The organism is Xenorhabdus santafensis (assembly GCF_033949405.1).
GTDB lineage: Bacteria > Pseudomonadota > Gammaproteobacteria > Enterobacterales > Enterobacteriaceae > Xenorhabdus > Xenorhabdus santafensis.
In genome coordinates this window covers 1-23,233 of sequence record NZ_VCDN01000014.1, presented here as the reverse complement: position 1 = coordinate 23,233, position 23,233 = coordinate 1, and the positions used below count along the sequence as shown (strand labels likewise).

The 23,233-nt window shown below is 43.1% G+C and carries 22 protein-coding genes and 1 tRNA gene; 17 read left to right on the top strand and 6 right to left on the bottom strand.

Annotation, left to right across the window (positions count from 1 at the left end; translation table 11 throughout):
- Positions 1-232: 232 nt before the first annotated feature.
- Positions 233-1,033, top strand: coding sequence for a formyltransferase family protein (locus FE392_RS04280; RefSeq protein WP_319928996.1), 801 nt, complete (start codon positions 233-235; stop codon positions 1,031-1,033).
- An 83-nt stretch (positions 1,034-1,116) separates the two neighbouring features.
- Here the strand turns inward: FE392_RS04280 and FE392_RS04275 are convergent, their stop codons facing one another.
- The 3 genes from FE392_RS04275 to FE392_RS04265 all read right to left on the bottom strand — a co-directional run bounded on the left by FE392_RS04275 (position 1,117) and on the right by FE392_RS04265 (position 2,550).
- A complete protein-coding gene (locus FE392_RS04275) occupies positions 1,117-1,410 on the bottom strand; it encodes an LCI family antimicrobial peptide (RefSeq protein WP_319928995.1) in 294 nt (97 codons plus the stop codon).
- Positions 1,411-1,652: 242 nt separating this feature from the next.
- The gene (locus tag FE392_RS04270; RefSeq protein WP_319928994.1) at positions 1,653-1,937 is read right to left on the bottom strand and encodes an LCI family antimicrobial peptide; all 285 of its coding nucleotides are present in this window, start codon (positions 1,935-1,937) and stop codon (positions 1,653-1,655) included.
- Positions 1,938-2,289: 352 nt separating this feature from the next.
- Positions 2,290-2,550 carry an LCI fold-containing protein gene (locus FE392_RS04265; protein WP_319928993.1) on the bottom strand — a complete coding sequence of 87 codons (261 nt, stop codon included), beginning with the start codon at positions 2,548-2,550 and terminating at the stop codon, positions 2,290-2,292.
- A gap of 453 nt (positions 2,551-3,003) precedes the next feature.
- Between FE392_RS04265 and FE392_RS04260 the strand changes: the two genes are divergently transcribed.
- From FE392_RS04260 to FE392_RS04235, 6 genes are all read left to right on the top strand, one after another.
- Entirely contained in the window at positions 3,004-3,744 is a 741-nt protein-coding gene (locus FE392_RS04260) for an ABC transporter ATP-binding protein (RefSeq protein ID WP_319928992.1), read from the top strand.
- Positions 3,734-4,942, top strand: coding sequence for an ABC transporter permease (locus tag FE392_RS04255; RefSeq protein ID WP_319928991.1), 1,209 nt, complete (start codon positions 3,734-3,736; stop codon positions 4,940-4,942). The genes FE392_RS04260 and FE392_RS04255 overlap by 11 nt, the downstream gene beginning before the upstream one ends.
- Complete coding sequence (locus FE392_RS04250; protein WP_319928990.1) at positions 4,935-6,398, top strand: TolC family protein; 1,464 nt, start codon at positions 4,935-4,937, stop codon at positions 6,396-6,398. The genes FE392_RS04255 and FE392_RS04250 overlap by 8 nt, the downstream gene beginning before the upstream one ends.
- Entirely contained in the window at positions 6,391-7,665 is a 1,275-nt protein-coding gene (locus tag FE392_RS04245; protein WP_319928989.1) for an HlyD family secretion protein, read from the top strand. The genes FE392_RS04250 and FE392_RS04245 overlap by 8 nt, the downstream gene beginning before the upstream one ends.
- 667 nt (positions 7,666-8,332) lie before the next feature.
- On the top strand, positions 8,333-9,862 hold the full coding sequence (locus tag FE392_RS04240) for an MFS transporter (protein ID WP_319928988.1): 1,530 nt from the start codon (positions 8,333-8,335) through the stop codon (positions 9,860-9,862).
- Between the two features lie 511 nt (positions 9,863-10,373).
- On the top strand, positions 10,374-11,924 hold the full coding sequence (locus tag FE392_RS04235) for an acetolactate synthase large subunit (RefSeq protein ID WP_319928987.1): 1,551 nt from the start codon (positions 10,374-10,376) through the stop codon (positions 11,922-11,924).
- A 165-nt stretch (positions 11,925-12,089) separates the two neighbouring features.
- On the opposite strand, the gene FE392_RS04230 is transcribed toward FE392_RS04235, so the two are convergent.
- Together FE392_RS04230 and ygfZ are read right to left on the bottom strand one after the other, a co-directional pair.
- Entirely contained in the window at positions 12,090-12,695 is a 606-nt protein-coding gene (locus FE392_RS04230; protein WP_319928986.1) for an HD domain-containing protein, read from the bottom strand.
- Positions 12,696-12,710: 15 nt separating this feature from the next.
- Positions 12,711-13,712 carry a tRNA-modifying protein YgfZ gene (gene ygfZ / locus FE392_RS04225; RefSeq protein ID WP_319928985.1) on the bottom strand — a complete coding sequence of 334 codons (1,002 nt, stop codon included), beginning with the start codon at positions 13,710-13,712 and terminating at the stop codon, positions 12,711-12,713.
- Between the two features lie 236 nt (positions 13,713-13,948).
- On the opposite strand from ygfZ, the gene sdhE reads away from it, so the two are divergent.
- Positions 13,949-14,215, top strand: a complete 267-nt coding sequence (sdhE, locus tag FE392_RS04220) for an FAD assembly factor SdhE (protein ID WP_319928984.1) — start codon at positions 13,949-13,951, stop codon at positions 14,213-14,215.
- Positions 14,196-14,630: a protein YgfX gene (locus tag FE392_RS04215; protein WP_319928983.1), complete on the top strand. Its 435-nt coding sequence runs from the start codon at positions 14,196-14,198 to the stop codon at positions 14,628-14,630. The genes sdhE and FE392_RS04215 overlap by 20 nt, the downstream gene beginning before the upstream one ends.
- Positions 14,631-14,719: 89 nt before the next feature.
- Here FE392_RS04215 and fldB read toward each other — a convergent pair whose 3' ends face one another.
- Complete coding sequence (gene fldB, locus FE392_RS04210; RefSeq protein WP_319929116.1) at positions 14,720-15,238, bottom strand: flavodoxin FldB; 519 nt, start codon at positions 15,236-15,238, stop codon at positions 14,720-14,722.
- A 127-nt stretch (positions 15,239-15,365) separates the two neighbouring features.
- On the opposite strand from fldB, the gene xerD reads away from it, so the two are divergent.
- From xerD to FE392_RS04170, 8 genes are all read left to right on the top strand, one after another.
- Positions 15,366-16,325: a site-specific tyrosine recombinase XerD gene (xerD, locus tag FE392_RS04205; RefSeq protein WP_319928982.1), complete on the top strand. Its 960-nt coding sequence runs from the start codon at positions 15,366-15,368 to the stop codon at positions 16,323-16,325.
- A 33-nt stretch (positions 16,326-16,358) separates the two neighbouring features.
- Entirely contained in the window at positions 16,359-17,060 is a 702-nt protein-coding gene (gene dsbC, locus FE392_RS04200) for a bifunctional protein-disulfide isomerase/oxidoreductase DsbC (RefSeq protein ID WP_319928981.1), read from the top strand.
- A gap of 90 nt (positions 17,061-17,150) precedes the next feature.
- Positions 17,151-18,890, top strand: a complete 1,740-nt coding sequence (recJ, locus tag FE392_RS04195; protein ID WP_319928980.1) for a single-stranded-DNA-specific exonuclease RecJ — start codon at positions 17,151-17,153, stop codon at positions 18,888-18,890.
- A gap of 352 nt (positions 18,891-19,242) precedes the next feature.
- Positions 19,243-20,341, top strand: a protein-coding gene (prfB, locus tag FE392_RS04190) for a peptide chain release factor 2 (protein WP_319928979.1) whose coding sequence is annotated in 2 segments (ribosomal slippage) — positions 19,243-19,317 and positions 19,319-20,341 — 1,098 coding nt in all. Because the reading frame shifts where the segments join, the coding sequence is not laid out codon by codon here.
- Positions 20,342-20,350: 9 nt separating this feature from the next.
- Positions 20,351-21,865 (top strand): lysine--tRNA ligase, encoded by a 1,515-nt coding sequence (gene lysS / locus FE392_RS04185; protein ID WP_319928978.1) that lies wholly within the window; start codon positions 20,351-20,353, stop codon positions 21,863-21,865.
- A 173-nt stretch (positions 21,866-22,038) separates the two neighbouring features.
- Positions 22,039-22,112 (top strand) — tRNA-Gly (locus FE392_RS04180).
- 202 nt (positions 22,113-22,314) lie between these two features.
- Positions 22,315-22,497, top strand: coding sequence for a hypothetical protein (locus tag FE392_RS04175; RefSeq protein WP_319928977.1), 183 nt, complete (start codon positions 22,315-22,317; stop codon positions 22,495-22,497).
- Positions 22,498-22,918: 421 nt separating this feature from the next.
- Positions 22,919-23,233: DcrB-related protein (locus FE392_RS04170; RefSeq protein WP_319928976.1), on the top strand; the 315-nt coding region annotated here is incomplete at its 3' end.

Sequence of the window (23,233 nt, the reverse complement as noted above, 5' to 3'; positions counted from 1 at the left end):
ATAATCTATTGAATATCGATTTTTTATTAGGGTGTTATGTTTTTCATTTTTCAATAATATATTTTGGTAATAAGTAAAACAAATAAGGCATAATAAAAAACACTAAACTTATAAAGAATGCGTAGCCAATTTACCTTTCCTAATGAAAAGGAATTATGCTTTAATCAGGAATGCAGCATAATAACCCCTCATTGTAGAAAAATAATACTCTTTTATATGAATAGGATTGAAAATGTTTACTGTCATGACCGAAGCATTTTTTCATACCAGTTTTCTCCATGAAAAATTGAGAGATTTCCAACTTAATTGGATTATCAGAAATTTCAGAAAATTAGATAAATCAACATTAGATAATCTCCATCATGAACTTTCCAGAAAAGACAAAATAACGGATGATGATCTCATTAAATTAGAAGAGGCTTATAAAGGGCTTAATGAGTCAGAAAGATATCTTGCAAAAACCCACGGTGTTCCTGCAACTCATGCGTTATCCAGTGCCAATATGGTTGATACCGGGAATTTTGGGGAAAGTTTTTATCAACATTATTTGAGTACGGAATACAGCAAAAATAACGAAGGCACGCTTATTTTTTTGAATGTGATCTTGGCACCATTTTGGATAGATCACTTTGATAAAAAAATAGTCAATGCACATTCCGCTATCCTGCCTTACGCCAGAGGCATGTTTGCTATCGAACAATTGGCAATACATGGAAATAAAGAATCGGTTGAACGTGCTGCCGGAGCGACGATTCATTATGTTGACACCGGAATAGATACCGGCCCGATTATCGAACAAAAGAGATTACCTTCACCTTGGGTGTTAGACAGCATATGGGCAGTGAAAGGTGAATCTCAGCTAACGGCATTTGGGCTTTTAAAAAGTTATCTGGAACGAGATAATAAATTCCAATTTACTGATACCATACCGATTGAACAAGGTATTGAAAGCCCGTTATTTGTCAGTAAAACCTTTACCAATGAAGTGAAGCGTAACGCAGAAACCAGTTTTATTAAAATGAAAGAAGCGTAAAAAATAATAGAGAACGAAAAAACAGTGTTGATATCGCTTACAACACTGTTTTTTTGTTGTCTTCTTTGCTAAAAAATCAGACGTTATACTTTCTTGCCTTCATAGTAAGCTACAAAGCCTTTACCGCAATGAGGAGCTACAGGCTTAACACCCTGCAAATAATAATGAACGTTGCCGTCAACAAAATCACTTTCAAAAATATAATTAGAACGCACTTCATATAACTGAAATACGGTGCCATTTGGGCCAGTATGTGTTCTTCCGGAACTATAACAATCATTATAGGTAAAATCTTTATTAACTGACGCATTTGCCATGCCGCCAATTAATGTAAGAGCCGCTGCCAATGCACCACCAACGAATAGTTTCTTCAACATAAAAACCTCTCGGTAACATTAATTTAACTTTCTATTTAAATTTATCAATTATCAAATTATATTTGATAATATGAACCGAATATTAATCATTAAGAGTCATATTGACCATTTCAAAAATTAGAACTGTATATGATTTTTATATTGTTATTTTTTCAGGGATTATAAAATAAAAGACCCCATTATTTAAATGAGGTCTATTATGTTTTGAATTTATGTAATAATAGTGTGTTTTGTGCGTTTTCTTATGATTTTACTGCTTCATATTTACCAACGTAAACACTCATGCCACAATTATATAATTTTTTAAAGCCTTTTAAATGCCACTCGAATCCATCTTCTTTACGTACATCAAGGAAAACAATACCATCTTTAACGAGATATTTAGTGTATACACCATTGTTATGTTCAACAGCGGAAGAATGGCAATTATTCCAAGGGATATTTGTGTTTGCTGATGCTGTGCTAATGCCGCCAGTTAAGGTAATAGCTGCTGCCAATGCACCACCGACGAATAATCTCTTCAACATAAAAACATTCCTTTTACATTTAATTAGCTTTTGATGTAATTTCATAAATTATCAAATCATCTTTGATAAAGTGCGCTAAATGTAAGCCATCACAAAATAATTCTGCTATCACAAAATTTGAAAATGGTGTATGTTTTTTATATTGATTTTGTTCATGAAAAAACATAATCAAGATATGGAAAATGAAATTATTTATAATAAAATAAAACCCCGCTAAAAATAACGAGGTTTTTATTTTTTTATAAAAAAAGATTGTTTTTTGATGAAGGTTACTTTTTATATTTTTTTTACATTAGAATTATGTAATTCCTAATAGTGTTAATCACAATTTCATATTAGTTATCTAATGTAATTAACTCTCGTAATAACCAGCCCACTTACCATTTCCACAACTTAAGATTGTCCCTTTAAAATGCCATGTTTTCCCATTTTGTGAAAATGTTTTTGCAAAGTTTTTATATGGATTAACAACCCACATAACATTTCCATAAGGAATATGATCATGAACCATTCGTCCTTCGCAATGGTAATAGCTTCCTGCTGCTGATGCTGTTCCAATTCCTGCGAATAATGCAGTTGCCAATGCGCCACCTACTAATAATTTCTTCAACATAACAATTCTCCTGTCATAGATTTATAAATTCAAAAATATTATTTTCATATGAGTTTTGTAGTGCGGATAAAATCTAATCCATTATGTTGATAGGTTGCAATTTTAAAGTTTGAAATAACTAATATACTAAACCCAATAATAGAATCTTGGTATCCTTTATCATAATCTATGACAAATAATTATGATGATATTAATTATGCAAAGGAAGTATTTTATTTACAATTAACACGCATTATATTAAAGTTATATGTTCTAAAATAATGCTAATTGTTATTTGGTTATTAATCTATTAGCGTTAACATATGCATATGTTATTTTAATAGTGATAGTGTTATTTTTTATAAGAGTAAATAAAGACAAAAAACAATAAAATTATAATCAAAATAAACTTTTATTTTGGAAATTCGGACAGCGGCGATTATAGATATTCAAGCGGGGAAACTGCAAACGACAATGGAATTTATACACTCTATTCAATCCACATCAGCGATAACACCGGTTATTAACCTGCAGCAACTCACTCGTGTTTATCAACAGAATAGTGAAGGTGAAACGCCTGTTCTGAAAAATATCACTGCACAAATTTTCGCCGGACAGAGTTGTGCCATTGTGGGGACATCAGGTTCAGGTAAAAGTACATTATTAAATATTCTTGGTTTGCTGGATAAACCCACTTCCGGGAAATATTTCCTTTGCGGTGTTGATATGTCTACAGCAGATGACGAACTTCGTGCCAGAATGCGCAATAAAGAAATTGGCTTTGTTTTTCAAAGTTTTCATTTATTACCCGGAATGACCGCAACGGAAAATGTCGCATTACCATTGCTTTATCGCGGCATTTCAGTTTCTCAAGCCCATCAAATTGCCAGAGAAAAATTACAGTTGGTCGGGCTTTATCATCGTGCAGAGCATTATCCGGCAGATCTTTCCGGCGGCCAACGACAGCGGGTAGCGCTTGCCAGAGCCTTGGTCGGCGAGCCTTCACTGCTGCTGGCGGATGAACCCACCGGAAATCTGGATCAACAAACAGCAGAGGAAATTTTGCTGCTGCTTTCTTCTCTTCACACAGAAAATGCGATGACATTGGTCGTTATAACCCATGATGCGATGGTTGCTAACCATATGCAGCGCGAACTGCGCATGGTTGATGGTCAGTTGCAGGAAACCAGAGGTGTAGCCATTCATGCAGGATAAGCGCCAGTTAGGCAGTTATGGCATGTCAGCATTCATGATGTGGCGGGAAGCATGGCGTAATTTATTGGTGACAGGAAAAAGTACTCTGCTTGCATTATCGGGTATTGCCATTGGTTGTGCGTCAGTGGTGGCTTTTGTCAATACCGGGCATAACAGCACGATTGCAGCATTGAAGATGTTCAGTGGGCTTGATATCAATGTGATTACCACCAATTTTTATTCTTACCGTCATGGCGTTGATAGCAAATCCATTCAGATGGACGACCTGAAAACGGCTGTCCCTGGTTTGTCTGCGGCCGCTCCGTGGGCCTATTATCCCTCTCCTTTGCGCTATAACGGGAAAACAGAAACGTTTATTATGATAGGCGCTTCTGCTGAACTTGAAGACGTCATGCAATTGCAAATGCGTCATGGGCGGTTTATTTCTGACTACGACCAACACTCACCCTATATGGTTGTTGGTAATGAAGTCGCAGTGAGCCTCGGTGAAGGAGATGCTGCTAAAATACTGGACGAACAGGTTCAAATTGGTAAATATTTATACACAGTCATTGGTGTTTTCGATATCAAGGGGCAAAACCCGATCTTTCCTTTTTCTCTGGATTCTGTCGTTGTTGTTCCTATTGATGCGATGCGTAAAATATCATCCAGCATTCATCTGAATGGCATTATTTCCCGCGTAAGCAAAACTGACACGATAGAAGCTGATGCCAAGAATTTAACGGTGTTTTTTAAGAATAAATATCCCGCAGTTGAAACTGAAGTTCAGATCGCTCAGCAATTGCTGCAAGGGCAGACAGAGCAAAGTGAAACCTTTTCTTTTATGTTGATAGGCTTGGCGGGAATTTCATTGCTCACCGGCGGGATCGCCATTTCCAATATTATGCTGATGAGCGTTTCAGCCCGCCGAAAAGAAATCGGTTTGCGCATGGCTTTGGGGGCAAGAATGCAGGATATTAGACGCCTGTTTTTATATGAAACTGCCGCGCTGACTGTTGCTGGGGCAATGCTTGGCGCACTGATCGGCGTCATCGTTTCTTTCCTTTTTGTTTTATATTCCGGCTGGTCATTTTCTCTGGCTCCCTTATCCATTCCTTTGGGAATAGGCAGCTCGATTGTGGCGGGGCTTATTTCTGGCTTTTATCCCGCGCATAAAGCCTCACAAATGGAACCTGTACAGGCATTACGTGATGATTAAAAAATATTTCCTTTATAGTGCCCTGCCCCTGTTTTTCTGTTTTCCTCAAACAAACGTTTTTGCGCTTGAACAAAAACGGCCGGCTTTATCAGAAGTTGAAGGTATCCAGCATCGGAAAACTTCAGGAGAAGTGATCGGCCTGTCATTGAGCGATGCGATATCGTTGGGGTTAAGAAATAACTATGCCATTCGCAGTGTTTACCTGGATCGCATCGCCCAGAAATTTGATTTGCGGGTGGCGGAAGACAGATTTACTCCCAAGCTACAATTAAGGGGGCGTTACACTGCCGGCAAAGATCAGGATGCAAATTTCAGGAAAGCCCGCTTTTCACCCGAAGCCACATTACTGACTCCGTTGGGCACGCGCTTTGCGCTTTCATGGGCGCGTGAGAACAATAAATCGGGGATCAACAATGTTCACAACGATGGTGCAAGCATTACGGTTATCCAGCCGCTTTTACGGGGAGCGGGAACGGATATCAATAATGCTCCGGTTTTACTGGCAAAACTGCGGGAGCAAACTCATCGGCTGAACCAGAAATCCATTGTTTCCGATTCAATCACCCAAATCATTCTGACTTATCATGATTTACTCCGTGCTCAGGAGCAGCAAGCTCTGTCTGTTGCCTCACTTAAACGTATGCGGAAATTAGTGGAGACGAATAAGGAGTTGATTGATGCCGGCAGAATGGCGCAAACCGATATCATACAAACTCAGGCTGACCTCGCCATGCAGGAGCTTTCAGCAAAAGAGGCTGAAAATCATGTTCATACTACAAGACTGGCATTGCTCAAGTTGCTGGCCCTGAGCCTTAAAACGCCTATTCAGGCAACTGATACGTTGCAAGGCACTCATGTCAAATTGAATGTTGAGCAGTCGATTAAAAAAGCCCAGGCTCAGCAGCCGGCTTATCTTATCCAACAACTCGAGGCAAAAGCCGCGGATATTCAATTATTGCAGGCTCAGGATAATAGACTCTGGGACTTATCATTGGTTGGAGGAACATCCCAGTATCGTTCATCTTCTTCTGATACCCGCAATTGGGAAAATTATGTGGGGATACAACTGGATATTCCAATTGGTGACATGACCCAAAAACAGACGGAAGTTCAGGCTCAAGTGGAAGTGCAAAAGCAGGCATTAAATCAGGAAGAGGCCAAAATAATTCTGGAACAGAAAGTCATTAATGCTATTCGTGATACCGAATCCCGCTGGCAGGAATATCAATTGGCAATAAAAGCCAGTTCACTTTCCCAACAGAAACTCGAAATTGAACAGGAAAAATTGCAGGCAGGGAGATCCAGTAACTTTCAGGTATTGAGCTTCGAAACTGATCTCAGAAATGCTGAAAATGCGCGTCTGAATACACTTATCCAGTATCTCAATGCGCAGGCGGAGTTGGATCAAACTCTGGGGACGACACTGGAAAGCTGGGAGATAACGATTAATGACTAAACGCTCAATATTTTTACATTCAATGCTCAAACGCTATCGGTGGATTATCGCGGGGCTATTTATTGTAGCGCTCATTTTTCTTTTTTCTGTCCGCTATGTGTTTTCAGAAAAATCCTCCGATCAACAATCGGTACAGTGGATGGCAATAACCCCTGTTCTGATAGAAAAACAACTGGGATTGGTCGGCAAACTGCAATCCAGATGTCTTGAAACCATACCGGCGCCATTTGAAGGGATTATCAAGCAGGTTTTGGTGAAAGAAGGGCAGCAGGTGAGCCAAGATCAGGAATTGATCACGCTTGATACCCGGAAAATTGATATCGAACTTCGACAGGCGCAGGTTGAGATGATTAAGGCCTCATCCGTTGTTGACCAATTACATGACTGGGAAAACAGTCAGGAAGTTATTCGAGCCAGAAGGAACGTCGAAAGTGCGAACCATATGGTGATGGAAATTAAAAATAATCTTGCAAAAACACAGGCACTTTTTGCACGGGGCATTGTTCCACGAATGGAAGTGGAAACGCTTGAACAGCAACTTCATCGGCAATTGACCGATCTCGCTTCAGCGCAGGGTGATCTTACCTCTACTCGCGAGAAAGGGGATGTTAATAATGTCCGTGTTGCGGAAATGGAGCTCCAGAACGCAACAAGCCGTTATCAGGCATTGCAGGAACAACACGCTAATAAAGCAATCAAGGCCCCGTTTTCTGGTGTCATATTAAGGGCCACCCAAGGAGAAAAAGGGAAGTTCGTGACGCTTCAAACCGGTATTCGGGTCACTGAGGGTACACCTTTGCTGGAAATTATGGATACGACACAATATCAGGTATTGGCTCAGGTTGAAGAGGCTGATCTTGCCAAACTCAAAGAAGGGCAGCCAGTAAAAATCAGCGGGGAAGGATTTTCTCAGAACCCTCTGGATGGCGTGATTGAAGCCATTGCGATGCAAAGTACAAATAACGATAGCCCCGGCTCGGCGATTTACTATGATGTTGTGATTAAAGTGACGTCACCCATAAGCCGGAATTATTCCATTAGACCGGGCATGAGTGCCAAAGTGAATATTATTGTTTATCGCAATGAAAAAGGCGTCGTGGTACCAGAAAAAACGTTAATTCGAGGTAACAACGGAGAGTTATCCGTAAATTGGCGACCAGATTTAAAAAGCCAGCCAGTTTCCCGGCTGGTCACTATTGGTGAGGTGGTACCGGAAGGTATTGAGATCCACGGGCTGGATGCGGGGTTTATCGCTTTGCCTCAATGATACTATCCCCAGAATAAAAGAGGCTATTTTCCCGTACGGCTTTTATTCTGGGGCTTTAATTGCTTATTCTCAGTTTTCCAATATTATTAATGGTGCAATTGTAATTGGCTCGTAAAAAAGGTTTACGGAATCATTTAGTTAAAAACTAATTTAGTCTATACCCTATGGATTTCAAGATGCATCGCGGCGGCAAGGGAATGACAAATTCGTCGGGAACGAATTTGAACAGCCAAAGGCTGGCCAAAGGTCGAGAGGCAGGAGCCTCTCATAATCCCCAAGAGCATAGATAACTATGTGACTGGGGTGAGTGAGCGAAGCCAACAAAGAGGCAACTTGAAAGACGAAGGTTATATTAATTATCTTGGATTTGTTTACTATGACGATGCTTCAAATTTCACATCAATTTCTTTCTGAAAATAGTTCCACCAGCGTCCCTGTCTGGATGGAATTTTATTACTTCTATAGTTAGCTCCCTTCTCTAAGCGTAAATTTAATTGGTCAGTGTTATTAGCTAATAACACCCAGTTATTTTTTGCGTTCTCATAACTTCCTTGGTTACTCAAATAAATTCACTGCTTTAAAAAATAAAGCAAGAGTTTCTTGTGTATACGATTGATTCCTTAAAGTTTCTTTCCATATTTTAATTATAAAAATAGGAGTTAAATTAATGTCATTAAATCAAACTGACAGTTTGAATAAACAAGCTGGGCTGCGTAATTGGTTTGGGCTAATCGTATTAATGTTACCTGTTTTATTAGTCACAGTAGATAATACGGTCTTAGGATTTGCCTTGCCGAAAATAGCGAGTGCTTTGGAACCCAGCGCTAATCAACAACTATGGATAATAGATGCTTATTCTTTGGTGTTGGCTGGTTTGTTGATTTCTATGGGCAGTATTGGCGATCGCGTGGGGCACCGATTATTGCTGATATTGGGAGCATCAGGCTTTACTGTCGTTTCGGTTTTAACGGCATTCTCAACATCTGCGGAACAATTGATTTTTGGGCGCACCGCGCTTGGTTTTTTTGGCGCGATGCTGATGCCATCAACGTTGGCGTTGATTAGTTGTCTGTTTGAAGAACGCGAACAGCGCCGTATAGCTGTTGCTATTTGGGCAACAACCTTGACAGTTGGCTCAGCTTTGGGGCCAGTTATTGGCGGCGTTTTGCTACAGTATTTCGACTGGAATGCTATTTTCTTATTAGCCGTGCCCATTTTAGTGCCTCTACTCATCTTCGGCTTTGTTTTATTGCCTGAGTCAGATAAAAAACAGGCAGGATTTATTGATATCTATAGCGTTTTATTATCCATCGTTTCAATGGCCGGTATTGTGTATGCCATTAAGCATATCGCCAGTGATGGGTTTGATATTGGTGTCATTATCACATTCATGATTGGTTTGGTTATCGGAAGGGAATTTATTCGGCGGCAGCAAAAATTACCTGTGCCATTGATGGATCTCTCTTTATTCCGCAATGGTGTATTTACGGGTTCGATTATTGCGAATTTATTGAGTTTGGCACTGTTGATTGGGTTTGTTTTTTTCGCTACTCAATTTTTACAGATTGTACTGGGCATGGAACCACTCTTAGCCAGTTTTGCCTTGATACCGGGTCAAATTATGGCCGTCATTGTCGGCATGGCAATCGTATCTGTTGCCCAAAGAGTATCAGTGCACTGGCTTATTCCTATTTTACTCGTTTTAGCGGGGGCCGCGTTTTTCCTCATCGCCTATGCAGGCGGCAATCTGAACTCAGTCATTTTCGCCTTTATCATATTGGGTGTAGCTGTGGGTGCCATTGCTTCTGTTTCGAATGATTTGATACTTTCTGCTGTTCCATCGTCCAAGGCTGGCGCTGCTTCGTCAATCAGCGAAACCGCCTATGAAGTAGGTGTTGTTCTTGGCACGACAATTGTTGGGGGATTAGTGACGGTTTTTTATCGCCTCAATCTGAAATTGCCTGATGATATTCCTCAGGAGCAAGGCAAATTGGCATTGGAAACACTTGCAGGAGCATATGAAGTTGCAGGTTCATTAACGAGCTCAGGAGGCCATCAATTGATGAATTCAGCAGCCCTTTCTTTTACTGATGCCATTCATATTACTAGTTGGGCTATGACAGGGTTAACAGGGATCGTTGTCTTCATTGTGTGGTATTTACTGAAACAGCGTGCAAGCCAGCAAATTTCCCAATAAGCATGCTATTTTTGAATCAGTAGCGTGAATATGTTGAAGTTGCCAGACCGCATGCTTAATGCGTCTGACAGCTTCATTTATCCATTATTTATCATTGAATAAAGGCTGCAATAATTTCATTCAACCCATCTTTTTATTGTCTTGCATTCAAAAAGCATTAATGAAATTTAATATCAATAATTTAATGTTTTTAAATATAAAATTTTTCTGTAAATCTAAGTGGTTGTAGTTGCCGATACTTCCATCTGAAAATACACTGTCACAGTAACATGTTCCCTATATTGGTTTTTATAGGAACGCAAACCCAGCGCTTCAGCTATTCCAACATCGTTTTATCGCTTACCAATAAACGCTAATCAGCATTCTTTTTGCAGTTCGTACATTCCATTCAAATCAGGAGAAAACCGCCTTATACAACGAAACAGGAACCATCCTTAAACCGGCTTTTCAAATGATAGGCCGGTTGGTACAAAAATATCGGTTGGTACAAAAATAATAGAAGGAGACGTTTATGAATGGCGCGGAAAGTCTATTGAGATCGTTAACCGCCAGTGGTGTAACGGTCTGTTTCGGAAATCCTGGCACTTCGGAAATGCATTTTGTCTCGGCCCTTGATAGCGTCAGCGAAATGCGATGTATACTTGGTCTTCACGAAAATGTGATTACAGGTGCGGCTGATGGCTATGCCAGAATGTCGGGAAAACCTGCCTGCACTTTGCTTCATCTTGGCCCGGGGCTGTCGAATGGCCTGGCCAATCTTCACAATGCCCGTCGGGCATCCAGTCCAATCGTTAATATTGTCGGTGATCACGCGTTATCCCATACCGGCATTGATGCACCGCTGGCATCCGATATTATCGGTATCGCCCGTCCGGTATCACATTGGGTTTATACCTCCACCAGTGCAAGAAATGTCGGGGCTGATGCAGCCAGAGCGGTACAGGCTGCCAATGCTGCCCCCGGCAATATAGCAACGTTGATATTGCCGGCAGATACCGCATGGAGTGATGCTGATGATGTTGCCAATCCACTGCCATTTGTTTCACCTGTCGATGTTGCACAATGCACCATCGAACGTGTGGCAGCTCAATTGCGTTACGCATTGTCACCCGCCATTTTATTGCGGGGTGATGTTCTCAGAGATGAAGGCCTGATTCATGCAGGCCAAATAGCAAAACACACCGGAGCCAGGCTGTTGTGTGATACTTTTGCGCCCCGTTTGCAGCGTGGAGCGGGTCGTGTAGCGGTGGAAAGGTTACCCTATTTTGCCGAACAGGTATTGGAGAGCTTACAGGGTGTTGATCTGCTTGTGTTGGTCGGTGCCAAACCACCAGTCAGCTTTTTTGCTTATCCTGATAAACCGGGCTGGCTGACCCCGGAAGGTTGTACGCTTTCTGTCTTATCCCATCCCCATGAAAATGGCCGGAGCGCATTGTCTTCATTGGTCGAGGCGTTGGGAGCCGCCAAAGATTTACCGGCAGCCACTAAATTGAGCGTCCCTGAATTTTCCCGGACGGGGGCGTTAGATGCCCGTTCAGTGATACAGGCTGTCGCACGGCATATGCCAGAAAACGCCATTCTGGTGGACGAATCTGTCAGCTCCGGGTTTCCGCATTATGGTATTACGGCCTCAGCAGTGCCGCATGATTATCTGAACCTGACCGGAGGAGCCATCGGCAGCATGATGGCTGTATCGATCGGGGCTGCGGTGGTTTGCCCCGATCGCAAAGTTATCACATTGGTAGGTGATGGCAGTGCCATGTACACACTTCAATCCCTTTGGACTCAGGCACGGGAGAAACTGGATGTGACCACTGTCATACTGGCAAACCGGGGATACAAAGTACTGCATAATGAATTAATCCGTGTGGGAGCGGCTCAGGAAGGAATAAAGGCTCATTCGATGATTGAATTAACTAATCCACACATTGATTGGGTTTCTTTGGCTCGTGGAATGGGCGTTGAAGCGGTTCGAGTGGAACTGCATGCAGGTTTTGAAGATGCCTTTTTATCTGCCATGCGGCATCAAGGCCCTCGATTGATTGAAGCAGTAATTGGCTGAAAGTAGTCAAAATGACCGAATGCAGCTAAAAATCAACGTATTTACAAGTAAATGCACTAATAAACGTATTTCAAAAACCGAGCTTGAAGCTGTCAGAAACAATATTGACTGGTTCTGACAGCTTGATGCAAAAGATACCTGATACAAAAGATAAAAGTGGGAGGACTACTTCAGCCAGCCTTTTTCTTTCGCCGCCTCTAATTGTGGCAGCAAGTATTTCCACAGTTCAGGGTAGCTTGCGGGAACAAAATCGAGCAGCTTGTAGACTTGCTCAAGGCGAATATTATTTTCAACCCAGCTCTGCCCATCATTATGCAGATTCATTAACACGGGCATAACTCTGTCGAGTGTTTTGGCAAAACGCGCTTCAGGCGTGTTGGCATCTTCATATTCGTGCCAGAGTGCCAGAAAATAATCTCTTTGTGTTTCCGGTAGCATGCCAAAAATCCGGTTGGCTGCTTTCACTTCTTCTTCTTCAATTGCTTTGCGGGCAGCCAAATCGAACGCAATAACATCCCCGGCATCAATTTCAACGATGTCATGGATCAAGGCCATCTGCACAACACGGCTAATATTGATATCCCCTGCATAAGGCGCAAACCCAAGAACTGCAAGAGCAAAATGCCAGCTATGTTCAGCTGAATTTTCATGGCGAGTGTTGTTCAATAACTTCGTTTTGCGGTGGACATACTTTAATTTATCCAGCTCCATGATAAACGCAATAACGTCAGTAAAAGGGCCGAAGTCAGCGGTAGGTACAGCTAGCGACATACAAAACCTCAATAATTATTTTTCTTCATCTAACGAATAAGGCAATGCCTGAATGCTCAGGGCACTGTCCTGGTCTTCACGGATACGGAATACACTGTCTGCTTCCATATCATTATTCATGACGACTTGCACCCAGGCTAAACCATCATCCAGCCTGACCGCAGCCAACACCGATCCTGTCCGGCGCCACTTGTCACCCAATTGCCACTCTAAGTCATCGCCTGCATTTGGCAATGAAGATGCGCTGCCGGCCAGCCAATACATCGCCCGTTTATTGGCACCACGATATTTAGCCCGAGCGACCATTTCTTGGCCGGTATAACAGCCTTTTTTGAAGCTGATGCTGTGTTCGATCGCTTGGAGGTTGGTTGCTTGCGGGATCAATTGTGCACTGGTTGCACTGTCAATCACCGGGAAACCGGCTTCAATCTCCAGTGCCAGCCATTGTTGGCTGTCATTCAATTGCGCTTGGTATGTTTCGACCAGCGTTGCGGCCAGTTGGCCTGCAGTTGCTTCATCTGTAACTAACAAAAAACGTTCTGCCGGCAGTGAAAAGTAGAGAAGAGTTGTGTTTTGATGCTGGATAACAGGGGATTCGGCATCCGGCAGCGTCGGGAAACATGTTGCCAGTGCTTCCCGGCTACCTGCTCCGGCGACACCAAGCAGGGTACTTTCTTCATCCTTGGCAAAAGCCACCTTGGAAAACACAGCATATTTTTTCAATTCTGTTAATTGTGCATCCAATAACGAACGGCGCTCAATGTAAGCAAAACCTTCACCACGACGAAACAGCCGCAGGTTGCTCCACATCTTTCCTTTGGCATCACAATGCGCGGTTAACACATGTTGGTTTTCATTGAGGGAATCAAGATCTGCTGTGATTTGCCCTTGCAGATATTTTTGAGCATCCGCTCCAGTTGCGGTCACAAGCCCCCAATCATCAAGGGAGATTAAAGTCAGTGAAAGGGTTGCAGAAGAAGATGGGGATTGTGCAGAAAAGGGAATTTGATAAGCCATAGCAGCTCCTGCTAGTCAAACTGTCTGAGAAATAACGCTAATGGTAAAAGAGAAGTGGGTTAATGCAAAGGGGTTATTCCCATTCTCTCTGGATAATGCATTTTATTATCGGGTTGTTGCGAGTTACTTCGCAACTTGTCGATATATCCAGTCATTCAATCGCAGCAGATGATGAAAAACGATTTAGGATCGTTGATAATCCAGCCTGATGAAAATGATAAAGAGGCAGTTTAAACATGGATATTGAAAACAAAGCGCGTATTCATTGGGCATGTCGTCGTGGGATGCGGGAACTGGATATTTCTATCATGCCATTTTTTGAATATGAATATGATTCATTGAATGATGACGAAAAGCGAGTTTTCGTTCGTTTGTTAGAATGTCCAGACCCTGATCTCTTCAACTGGATCATGAATCACGGGCGGCCTGAAGATGATGAACTTTTCCAGATGGTGAAATTAATCCAAAGCAGAAACCAAGCCCGTGGTCCTGTGGAACAATGAATTAACCATATCCCGCCATACTCGCCTATTCTCCGGTTGCGTTCATGGCGGGGTCGCATGGGCGGCTTTATTGGCTCCGTGGCCAATGAATGGCGTTTACTTCTGGCTTGTCGCCATGTTATTCCTCAGCATCATCATGTTGAGCTGGGTAGGGAGCCAGAAGAATATCCAACGGTGCCAAGGAAGGCTGGTAATGTTCAAAGGCAATAAGGTTCACTGGCAAAAAGCGGCATGGCGCATTAGCCAACCGCCGTGGTTTTGCCCTTACGGGATGCTGGTTGTCCTTGAGGCGCTTGGTGAGGCGGAAAATATAGACGGCCAGCCGCCAGCCCGGTTATGGCTGGCATTCGATAGTATGCCTCCAGGAGCATGGCGCCATTTGAATCAGCTTATGCGCCAATATCCTGATATCTAGCTAACCCGATAGCCCGATATATTGCTAACTCTAAATTGAGTCTGGCTATTTATCAGATCGAGGCTTATCAGATTAAGGCTGTCGTCAGGCTAAAACAGAGATTCCATTTCAGACAGAATTTGCATGCACCACTCGCTTAAACGCTCATCGGTTTGTTCGAACTGGTTGACATCATCCAGCGCCAATCCGACAAACTGCTTGCCATCTTCAGACAGCGGTTTGGGGCTGGTAAATTCATAACCCTCTATTGGCCAGAAACCAATAAATTGCACACCTGTTGGTAAGAGATGATGATAGAGCATTCCCAGTGCATCCAAGAACCACTCACTATAATCGATTTGATCGCCCATGCCATACATGGCAACTATCTTTCCTGCCAGATTCAATGACGGAAGAGTATCCCAAATTTCCAGCCAATCTTCCTGTATCTCACCAAAATCCCAAGTAGGAATGCCGAGAATGAGAACAGAATACTCTTCCATCAATTGTGGATCGCAATCCTTAACATTATGCAGATCGACCAGATCCTCACCGAGTATATCGCGTATTTTTTCTGCTACCATTTCTGTATAGCAAGTGCTGGAGCCGTAAAAGAGACCAATTTTCATCATTATTCATCAGGAAATTTTGAACGTCAGGGCGGTATTGTAACAGAAGAATTGCTTTTTCAGGCATAATAGCCGAGCCGATAGGAAGGCGTAGACAGATAGGGTGCAAATAGAAAAAGGAGGGGCAATGCCAAAAAAACACGATCAACCCGAAAAACACGATCAAGCAGAAAACCACTCACTGGAACCATCCCCGTTAGCTGATCCCCTGATAGAACAATTTCTCGACACTATCTGGCTGGAAAAGGACTTGGCTGAAAACACCCTGATTTCTTATCGACTTGACTTGCAAGCCCTGAATAATTGGCTGGTAAATTATGGGCACAACTTACTTTCTGTACAGCCTATAGAACTACAATCATTTTTGGCTGAGCGGGTAGATGGCGGTTATAAAGCCAGTAGTTCAGCCCGGCTATTAAGTGCAATGCGACGATTGTTTCAATACCTGTATCGGGAAAAAATGCGTGAAGATGATCCAACCGCATTATTGTCGGCACCTAAATTGCCGAAACGACTACCCAAGGATTTAAGTGAAAAACAAGTTGAGGATTTACTCAGCACACCCTTGACAGAAAATCCGATTGAATTGCGGGATAAAGCTATGCTTGAAATACTTTATGCTTGTGGATTGCGGGTTTCAGAATTAGTGGGTCTAACCTTATCAGATGTGGGCTTGCGTCAGGGGGTTATCAGGATAATCGGGAAAGGAAATAAGGAAAGATTGGTTCCTTTAGGAGAAGAAGCCATTTACTGGTTGGAAAAATATCTGGAATATGGGCGCCCCTGGTTATTAAATGGCGCGGTATCTGATGTTTTTTTCCCCAGCAAACGGGGCACACAGATGACACGGCAGACTTTCTGGCATCGGATAAAACATTATGCCATATTGGCAGGCATTGATTCTGAGCGCCTGTCTCCCCATGTTTTGCGCCATGCTTTCGCGACACATTTACTTAACCATGGCGCAGACTTGCGTGTTGTACAAATGTTGCTGGGTCATAGTGACCTGTCTACAACTCAAATTTACACTCATGTAGCAACCGAACGTCTTAAGGTGCTGCATCAACGACATCATCCTCGCGGGTAACTGTGTAGAAGGATGTAAATATAGGAACAAAAAATGAAGAAGATTGCGGTTTACCTTTCCTTGATATTGACAGCCTTTGCCAGCAATAGCTTTGCTGATGAAAGCTCAATCAACAAGTCACTGTCTAAAATGGGGCTTAAAGCAGAAAGCATTGCACCTTCACAACTTCCCGGCGTTAGCACAGTTTTAACCACTCATGGCGTTGTATATATGTCTAATGATGGTAATTATCTGTTACAGGGAACACTCTATGATATTAGTGGTAACGTTCCGAAAAATATCAGTAACCAGATTTTGGTGAAAAAATTAGAAGCCTTGAAAAATCAGATGATCATCTACAAGGCGCCAAAAGAAAAACATGTCGTTACTGTTTTTACTGATATTACTTGCGGTTACTGCCAGAAATTACATAACAGCATGCAAGAGTATAACGATTTGGGAATTACCGTTCGTTATTTGGCTTTCCCTCGCCACGGTTTTCAACATCAATCCGCTAAAGACATGCAATCTATTTGGTGCAGTGCTAAGCCAAACAAGTCACTGGATGCTGCATTTAAAGGTGAAAAAGTTTCTCCAATTAAAAGCTGCGAAGCTGATCTTGAAAAACAATATGATCTGGGCCTGAAATTTGGTGTTCAAGGTACGCCAGCAATTATCCTGCAAGATGGCAGCATGGTTGGTGGTTATTTATCGCCAAAAGATTTGTTGGCCGGGCTGGAACAGCATGGTGAATAACCAATAATGGCTCTTATTTAGTGAATAACAATTTGTGAAAAGCAAACCTGTTAAAAGCTATCAGTAAAAATTATCAGTGAAAAACTATCTGTGAATAGAGAAACACAACTCCGCCGCCGACCCGTGGCGGATCTTAGCGAACTTCCCAGCACCATTCATCCGTTGTTGCGTCGATTATACGCTATGCGTGGTGTGCGCCAGGCTGATGAACTCGAACGTAGTGCAAAGGGATTACTCAGCTACCAGTTACTTAGTGGCATAGAACAGTCTGTTTCCCTGTTGATAACAGCATTGCATGAACATTGGCGTATCGTCATTGTTGGCGATTTTGATGCTGATGGCGCAACCAGTACAGCATTGTGCATGCGCGCCTTACGGGCAATGGGTTATCGTAATCTTGATTATTTAGTTCCAAACCGTTTTGAAGATGGTTATGGGTTGAGTGTTCAGGTTGTCAATGAAGTTGTCAAAAAAGGCGCGGAACTGATAATCACCGTGGATAATGGGATCTCATCTCATGATGGTGTAACCGCTGCACACCAGAATGGCATTAAAGTGATTGTCACTGACCATCACTTGCCGGGGGAAACCTTGCCCGCCGCAGATGCCATCATTAATCCCAACTTGGCTGATTGTGATTTTCCATCCAAGGCATTGGCCGGTGTCGGGGTCGCATTTTATCTTATGTCTGCGCTCAGGGCAGAATTGCGCAAAGCAGCATGGTTTGAACAACAAGGCATGCCACTTCCCAATCTGGCAGAACTGCTGGATTTAGTCGCATTGGGCACGGTGGCTGATGTTGTTCCCCTCGATACCAACAACCGTATCTTTGTATATCAGGGATTGAATCGTATTCGGGCAGGGCGTTGCTGTGCGGGAATTCGGGCATTGCTTGAAGTTTCCAAACGGGAAGCCACAAAATTGGCTGCCAGTGATTTAGGCTTTGCATTGGGACCTCGATTAAACGCCGCAGGGCGTCTGGATGATATGTCTGTCGGGGTTGCTTTGTTACTGACCGACGACATAGCACAAGCCCGCCAAATAGCCTGTGAATTGGATGGATTGAACCAGACTCGCCGGGAAATCGAGCAAGGCATGCAGCAAGAAGCCTTGCTGATTTGCGACAAAATTGAGCGAAGTGACACTCAGTTACCTTACGGTCTGGCGATTTATCATCCTGAATGGCATCAAGGCGTGGTCGGGATTCTGGCTTCACGGATAAAAGAGCGTTTCCATCGCCCGGTAATCGCCTTTGCTCCCGCGGGAGATGGCACGTTAAAAGGCTCAGGCCGTTCTATCAATGGCTTGCATATGCGTGATGCTCTTGAACGCCTTGATACTCTGCATCCTGGGCTGATGCTTAAATTTGGCGGTCATGCAATGGCGGCAGGATTATCCATTGAGCCAGACAAATTTGATCTATTTCAGCGCTATTTTTCCGAGCTGGTAGCAGAATGGCTGGATGTCGCACAACTTGAAGGCGTTGTCTGGAGTGATGGCGAGTTGGCATTAGGCGAATTATCGCTGGAGATCGCTGAAATCCTGCGTGATGGCGGCCCATGGGGGCAAGCCTTTGCCGAGCCGGTTTTTGACGGTAAATTCAAACTCCTGCAACAACGAATTGTCGGCGAAAATCACCTTAAGGTCATGCTCGAACCATTAAACGGTGGCCCAATGCTGGATGGCATTGCATTCAATATTGATGTGAAACGTTGGCCAGATAATAGTGTCAAGATTGTGGAGCTGGCTTATAAATTGGATATTAACGAATTTCGTGGCAACCGCGATGTTCAGCTTTTGATCCAGCACATTTGGCCTTTAGCTCATTAACCTTTTCTTTAATGCATTGATCTTTGGCACATCGATCTTTGTAATAAGCTGATCTTTTTAATAAATGGTCGCATAGTACAGTGCATAGTAAAGATTGTATGGCAAATCTCAGAAATGCTATACCCAATGGATTTCAAGTTGCATCGCGGCGGCAAAGGAATTCATCCCCGGAACATAGATAACGGTATGTTTATAAAAACGGTGACCGGGGTGAATGAATGCAGCCAACAAAGAGGCAACTTGAAAGGCGAAGGGTATATAAACATGTTGACAGATCCGTTACAATGCACGGTTCGAAAAGATACATGCGACCATCATTTATTCATAATACACAACGTATAAGACACTAAATATGTTTGAAATTAATCCGGTAAAAAACCACATTCAGGACCTGTCTGAGCGGACAGCAGTTCTGAGGGGGTATCTTTGACTATGATGCCAAGAAAGAACGCTTAGAAGAAGTTAATGCGGAACTGGAACAGCCTGATGTCTGGAATGAACCGGATCGGGCACAGGCGTTGGGTAAAGAGCGTTCATCACTGGAAAGCATCGTAGAAACAATTGATCAGCTTGATCAAGGTTTGGAAGACGTAAATGGGCTGCTGGAACTGGCCATTGAAGCGGATGACGAAGAAACCTTTCATGAAGCCGTTGTCGAGTTGAACCAGCTGGAAGAAAAACTGGCTCAATTAGAATTCCGCCGTATGTTTTCTGGTGAATATGATAATGCAAACTGCTACCTTGATCTGCAAGCAGGTTCTGGTGGTACAGAAGCGCAGGACTGGGCCAGCATGCTGATGCGCATGTATTTGCGCTGGGCTGAATCCAAAGGCTTCAAGACTGAAATTATCGAAGAATCCGATGGTGACGTTGCTGGCCTGAAATCCGCAACCATCAAAATCATCGGTGAATATGCTTATGGCTGGCTGCGTACAGAAACGGGCGTGCATCGCTTGGTACGTAAAAGCCCATTTGATTCAGGCGGCCGTCGTCATACCTCATTCAGCTCTGCCTTTATCTATCCGGAAGTGGATGATGATATTGATATCGAAATCAATCCGGCAGATTTGCGAATCGACGTATACCGTGCATCAGGTGCTGGTGGTCAGCACGTTAACAAAACTGAATCCGCGGTACGTATTACTCACGTACCGACTGGCGTTGTAACCCAATGTCAGACCGACCGCTCTCAGCATAAAAACAAAGACCAGGCAATGAAACAGTTGAAAGCAAAACTGTATGAACTGGAAATGCAGAAAAAGAATGCTGATAAACAAGCAATGGAAGAAAATAAATCGGACATTGGCTGGGGCAGTCAGATCCGCTCTTACGTTTTAGATGATTCCCGCATTAAAGATTTGCGTACGGGGGTTGAAACCCGCAATACGCAATCAGTGCTGGATGGAGATTTGGACAAATTCATTGAAGCAAGCCTAAAAGCTGGTCTATGAGGAACTAAAATGTCACAACAACAGCAGGGGGCTGAACAGGCTCCTGATTTAAATAACGAACTGAAAACCCGCCGTGAAAAATTGTCTGCTCTGCGCGACAACGGCATTGCTTTCCCAAATGATTTTCGTCGCGAAAACATCTCCGAAGATTTGCATGCGAAATACGATGACAAGACTAAGGAAGAATTGGAAGAGCTGGGCATCGAAGTGACCGTTGCTGGTCGCATGATGACACGCCGTATCATGGGTAAGGCATCTTTCGCAACCTTGCAGGACATGGGCGGCCGTATTCAGATTTACGTTTCCCGTGATGATCTGCCGGAAGGCATTTACAACACTCAGTTCAAAAAATGGGACTTGGGTGACATTTTAGGTGCGCGTGGTAAGTTGTTCAAAACTCAAACGGGTGAACTTTCCATCCACTGTACTGAATTGCGTTTGCTGACCAAGGCATTGCGCCCACTGCCGGATAAATTCCACGGCTTGGCGGATCAGGAAACCCGCTATCGTCAGCGTTATTTGGATCTGATCTCGAATGATGAATCCCGCAAGGCATTCCAGATCCGTTCCCGCGTGATGTCTGCATTGCGTAACTTCATGACTAAGAAAGACTTCATGGAAGTTGAAACACCAATGATGCAGGCAATCCCGGGTGGTGCAAGTGCGCGTCCATTCATCACGCATCACAATGCGCTGGACATCGACATGTACCTGCGTATTGCACCGGAACTGTACCTGAAACGTCTGGTTGTGGGTGGTTTTGAGCGTGTCTTCGAAATCAACCGTAACTTCCGCAACGAAGGTATTTCTCCGCGTCATAACCCAGAGTTCACCATGATGGAACTCTACATGGCTTACGCGGACTACCAAGATCTGATTGCTTTGACTGAAGAACTGTTCCGTACCCTGACTCAAGAGGTTCTGGGAACGACGCTGGTACAATACGGTGAACAAGAGTTCGATTTCGGTAAACCTTTTACCAAAATGAGCATGAAAGAAGCGATCTGCAAATATCGTCCAGAAACCAACATGGCGGATCTGGATGATATGGATAAAGCCACTGCTATCGCTGAATCTCTGGGCATTGAAGTCGAAAAAGCGTGGGGACTGGGTCGCGTTCAGTGTGAAATCTTTGAAGAAACCGCAGAAAGCCACCTGATCCAGCCAACATTCATTACTGAATATCCGGCAGAAGTTTCTCCGTTGGCGCGTCGCAACGACGACAACCCATTCATCACTGATCGTTTTGAATTCTTCATCGGCGGCCGTGAAATTGGTAACGGTTTCTCCGAGTTGAACGATGCGGAAGATCAGGCAGAACGTTTTGCTGAGCAAGTTCGTCAGAAAGACGAAGGCGATGACGAAGCCATGTTCTACGATGAAGATTACGTCACCGCTCTGGAACACGGCATGCCGCCAACAGCAGGTTTGGGTATTGGTATCGACCGTATGGTGATGCTGTTCACTAATAGCCATACCATCCGCGACGTCATTCTGTTCCCGGCAATGCGCCCGAACAGATAATCATTTTTGATTAAAATAATTTAAACGCCTTGCCTATTGAACCGGGCAAGGCGTTTTTTTATATGCATTAAAAAAGATCAAACAACAGGCTGAAATATAGAAAAATATCAATAAGCTACTACTTGCTGAGTTGCGGTAAGAGGTATATATTTGACGGCAACCACTTCATTGATGCGAGTGTAGTTCAATGGTAGAACGAGAGCTTCCCAAGCTCTATACGAGGGTTCGATTCCCTTCACTCGCTCCAATCAAGCCTCTCCTGAAGTCAATTAAAGTCCATTAAATTCAGATAAATCAACCTAATATATATTTCATTTCCTTAGGGTCTAGTGTCATCTTTCTATAACTACAATTTGGATGGGTTATGAAACTGATGGCCTGTTAATTAGCAATGTGGAGATTGTGCTGTTCAATCCCCGCAAGTATCTCTATCACGTTTACCTCATTTTATGAAAGGCAACAACCTGAATAAATTGGTTTACGAGGCCCTATTTGGTATGGATATGCTCGATGCACTGATTGAAAACGGTCAGCATGACTTACGTAAGAAAAGTCAACAGAGCATCCCCAGCAATCTGAACCTGAATATCCAGCGAATGGCTGTCGAAGCTGACAAAGGACAGCCTGCCTGAAGAATAATCTTTTTAACCCAGATAAAGGTTTCCTGAAAAATATAAAAAACGTGTTCACCCTGTAATTTAAACCAGATATATCAATGTATTGTAGGATAAACAGTTTTGCCCTTAATTCTTTAAGAGGGAGGGGGAAAATGGTTTTTCTTGGTAGGTGTTTTTTCAACTCTTTGTGTTACTGAGTAATGTATTAGCCCGGTAACACAAAGAAGACAAGTGGAACGCGTCAGTGATGTTTTAATTTGAAGCATTAAGTTAAATTAATACTACGTAATAATCTGATTTTATTTATAAATAGAAGTTAATCACAATTTCCGTGCGGCTATCCTGTTCACTCTGGAACTCATAAATGTAGCTGTTATATCCTGCCCTTATTCATATAACTAAAACATAAATTTATTTTTAATAAGGCAAAGGAAATATGGAAACACGCTCACGCTGTCTGTTCTCGGAAGGCAGCATTACTCTACCGGAAGGTTATCAGGAACAAACCGTCAATATTATCATCGCGCCTAATGTACCTGCATTGAATATCAGCCGCGACCAGCTAAATGATGGAGAAGATTTAGCCGGTTATCTCACCCGCCAGAAGGCGTTGCTGAAAAATGGTCTGAAAGACTGGCAATTGCTTGAAGAACACCCCGCCATATTAGGTGACAACTTGCTGCAAGGCAGTTTGTTGCTTTCCCGTTACCGCCCCAAAAAAGGCCAACAGGTTTACCAGTATCAGGCGGCA

Bases quoted from the DNA above. Each gene is read 5' to 3' on its own strand.
- FE392_RS04235 (WP_319928987.1), top strand. From the start codon at position 10,374: ATGAATGGCGCGGAAAGTCTATTGAGATCGTTAACCGCCAGTGGTGTA.
- FE392_RS04175 (WP_319928977.1), top strand. From the start codon at position 22,315: ATGAAAGGCAACAACCTGAATAAATTGGTTTACGAGGCCCTATTTGGT.
- FE392_RS04260 (WP_319928992.1), top strand. From the start codon at position 3,004: ATGGAATTTATACACTCTATTCAATCCACATCAGCGATAACACCGGTT.
- ygfZ (WP_319928985.1), bottom strand. From the start codon at position 13,712: ATGGCTTATCAAATTCCCTTTTCTGCACAATCCCCATCTTCTTCTGCA.
- FE392_RS04280 (WP_319928996.1), top strand. From the start codon at position 233: ATGTTTACTGTCATGACCGAAGCATTTTTTCATACCAGTTTTCTCCAT.
- FE392_RS04265 (WP_319928993.1), bottom strand. From the start codon at position 2,550: ATGTTGAAGAAATTATTAGTAGGTGGCGCATTGGCAACTGCATTATTC.
- FE392_RS04250 (WP_319928990.1), top strand. From the start codon at position 4,935: ATGATTAAAAAATATTTCCTTTATAGTGCCCTGCCCCTGTTTTTCTGT.
- FE392_RS04255 (WP_319928991.1), top strand. From the start codon at position 3,734: ATGCAGGATAAGCGCCAGTTAGGCAGTTATGGCATGTCAGCATTCATG.
- xerD (WP_319928982.1), top strand. From the start codon at position 15,366: ATGCCAAAAAAACACGATCAACCCGAAAAACACGATCAAGCAGAAAAC.
- FE392_RS04230 (WP_319928986.1), bottom strand. From the start codon at position 12,695: ATGTCGCTAGCTGTACCTACCGCTGACTTCGGCCCTTTTACTGACGTT.
- FE392_RS04245 (WP_319928989.1), top strand. From the start codon at position 6,391: ATGACTAAACGCTCAATATTTTTACATTCAATGCTCAAACGCTATCGG.
- dsbC (WP_319928981.1), top strand. From the start codon at position 16,359: ATGAAGAAGATTGCGGTTTACCTTTCCTTGATATTGACAGCCTTTGCC.
- lysS (WP_319928978.1), top strand. From the start codon at position 20,351: ATGTCACAACAACAGCAGGGGGCTGAACAGGCTCCTGATTTAAATAAC.
- sdhE (WP_319928984.1), top strand. From the start codon at position 13,949: ATGGATATTGAAAACAAAGCGCGTATTCATTGGGCATGTCGTCGTGGG.
- fldB (WP_319929116.1), bottom strand. From the start codon at position 15,238: ATGAAAATTGGTCTCTTTTACGGCTCCAGCACTTGCTATACAGAAATG.
- FE392_RS04270 (WP_319928994.1), bottom strand. From the start codon at position 1,937: ATGTTGAAGAGATTATTCGTCGGTGGTGCATTGGCAGCAGCTATTACC.
- FE392_RS04275 (WP_319928995.1), bottom strand. From the start codon at position 1,410: ATGTTGAAGAAACTATTCGTTGGTGGTGCATTGGCAGCGGCTCTTACA.
- FE392_RS04240 (WP_319928988.1), top strand. From the start codon at position 8,333: ATGTCATTAAATCAAACTGACAGTTTGAATAAACAAGCTGGGCTGCGT.